The 2,332-nt window shown below is 63.7% G+C and carries 4 protein-coding genes; all 4 read left to right on the forward strand.

Features of this window, described 5'->3' with window-relative positions:
* Nucleotides 1–284, forward strand: a 284-nt coding sequence (locus BG842_RS31430; protein ID WP_254663049.1) for a hypothetical protein, incomplete at its 5' end; no start/stop codon positions are given.
* A complete protein-coding gene (locus BG842_RS31435; protein ID WP_254663050.1) occupies nt 275–688 on the forward strand; it encodes a hypothetical protein in 414 nt (137 codons plus the stop codon). The genes BG842_RS31430 and BG842_RS31435, both read left to right, overlap by 10 nt.
* Nucleotides 685–1,893, forward strand: coding sequence for an HAD-IC family P-type ATPase (locus BG842_RS31440; protein WP_254663051.1), 1,209 nt, complete (start codon nt 685–687; stop codon nt 1,891–1,893). The genes BG842_RS31435 and BG842_RS31440 overlap by 4 nt, the downstream gene beginning before the upstream one ends.
* Nucleotides 1,806–2,332 (forward strand): cation transporting ATPase C-terminal domain-containing protein (locus BG842_RS31445; RefSeq protein WP_254663052.1); only part of this gene is annotated, 527 nt, incomplete at its 3' end. The genes BG842_RS31440 and BG842_RS31445, both read left to right, overlap by 88 nt.

Here is a 2,332-nt window from a genome sequence, read left to right on the forward strand (position 1 = left end):
GCGCTCCTTTCGATAGCCGTCGGACTCCTCCCGGGTGCCACCCCAGATACGAGGAGGCTGGACTCATCCTTCTCATCCTGTTCGCGAACGGGATTTTCGGGTTCTTCCAAGATTACCGCGCCGAGATGTCTATTAAGGCGCTTCGAGAACTCTCCACGCCGAACACGACCGTGCTCCGCGACGGGGAGAAGGTGACTATCGACGCCGAGGATGTCGTACCGGGGATATCGTCGTCATCGAGCAGGGCGATGCCATCCCCGCGGACGCTCGACTCGTGGAGGTGACGGCGCTCGAAACCAACGAATCGGCCCTCACCGGGGAGAGCACCACCGTGGCGAAGGGGACGGACCCCGTTCCTCCGGAGACGCCGCTGGCCGAGCGGGATGACATGGTGTTCATGAACACCACCGCCATCAAGGGACGGGGGAGGGCCGTCGTCGTCAAAACGGGGATGGACACCCAAGTGGGTGACATCGCGACCGAAATACAGGAAGCCGAGACCCGGGAGACACCGTTTCAGAAGGAGGTGGACGCGCTCGGAAAGCGTATCGGTATCGGAATCGTCGGACTGATCCTCGTCATCGCGGTGGCGCAGTTCGTCTTCACCGCGGCGGGCTGGCTGTCGATTTTGCTGACCGGAATCACGCTGGCCGTCGCGGCGGTCCCGAGGGGTTACCGGCGGTCGTGACGCTGACGCTCGCGATGGGGTCGCGCAAGATACTCAACCGCGACGCGCTGGTTCGGCGACTCCCCGTGGTCGAAAGCCTCGGGTCGGTCGACGTCATCGTGAGCGACAAGACGGGGACGCTCACCGAGAATCAGATGACGGTCAAGCGGGTGTACACCGCGGGAACGAACGGAACCGTCACGGGAACCGGCCTCTCGACGGCGGGCGAGTTTCGTTACGACGGCGACGACGCCGACCGCGAACGACTGGTCCCACTCCTGACCTGCGGGGCCTACTGCAACGACGCCGAACGAGCGCCGGATTCCGCCGACGACCCGTACTACGGGGATCCGACCGAAATCGCCCTGCTGGTGTCGGCCGCGAAGGCGGGCATCGACCCCGAGCATGAACGACTGCGCGAGATACCGTTCTCCTCGGAACGCAAACGGATGACCGTCGTCGCCCGCGAATTTCCTTCGACGCTCTCGGATACGGACGGGTTCGATGCCGCTACGCCAACGGCCTACATGAAGGGTGCCCCGGAGGTCGTTCTCGACCGGTGTAACCGCGTTCTGGAGGACGACGGCGTTCGGGAACTCACGGCGACGAAACGGGAGGAAATCCTCGACCGCAACCGTGCGTTCGGTTCGGACGCGCTCCGGGTGCTCGGCTTCGCCGTTCGTCCGGTCGAGGACCTCGAGGACGACCCAGAACGCGTCGAGCGGGACATGATTTTCGTGGGACTGCAGGGGATGATAGACCCGCCACGGGCGGAGGTTTCGGAGGCCATCGAGGACTGTCGGAACGCCGGTATCCGGGTCGTCATGGCGACCGGAGACAACGTTCAGACGGCCGGTGCCATCGCCCAGACAATCGGCTTCGGTTCGGAGGAGGCCATGGACGGGACGACGGTCGATACGCTCTCGGACGAGGCCCTTCGCGAAGTCGTCGAGAACGTCGACGTCTTCGCCCGCGTGTCCCCACACCACAAGGTTCGAATTCTGAACGCGCTGCAGGAGAACGGACACAACGTCGCCATGACGGGCGATGGGGTCAACGACGCGCCCGCGCTCCGTAACGCCGACGTCGGCATCGCGATGGGACCCGCGGCACCGACGTCGCTCAACAGGCCTCCGATATGGTCCTTCAGGACGACAACTTCGTCACCATCCGCGACGCCATCGCAGAGGGTCGCGCCATCTTCGACAACATCCGAAAGTTCGTGAACCTGCTGCTGTCGGCCAACGCCGGGGAAGTACTCACCGTCTTTCTCGGCGTTCTCGTCGGGAGTTTCTTCTTCCCGGGGCTGTTCGCGTCGGAATCGGACGCCCTCATCCTGACGCCCGTGATGCTCCTGTGGATCAACGTGGTGACCGACGGTCTTCCGGCGCTCGCGCTCGGCACCGACCCCAAGGCGTCTAACGTCCTCGACCGTCCCCCGCGGGGTGGCGACGAGTCGGTCATCGACCGACGAATGATCGTTTCGATACTCACCATCGGACTCACGATGACGGTCGTCGGACTGGGACTCTTCTTTTACGGACTGCAGGCCGTTCGTGACATTACGGCGGCACAGACGCTCCTGTTCACGTTCATCGTCACCATCGAAATGATAGTCATTCAGGTCATCCGGTCGCGGTTCGACCAACCGCTCCTCTCGAATCG

This window comes from Haladaptatus sp. W1, assembly GCF_001723155.1.
GTDB classification, from domain to species: Archaea; Halobacteriota; Halobacteria; order Halobacteriales; family Haladaptataceae; genus Haladaptatus; species Haladaptatus paucihalophilus.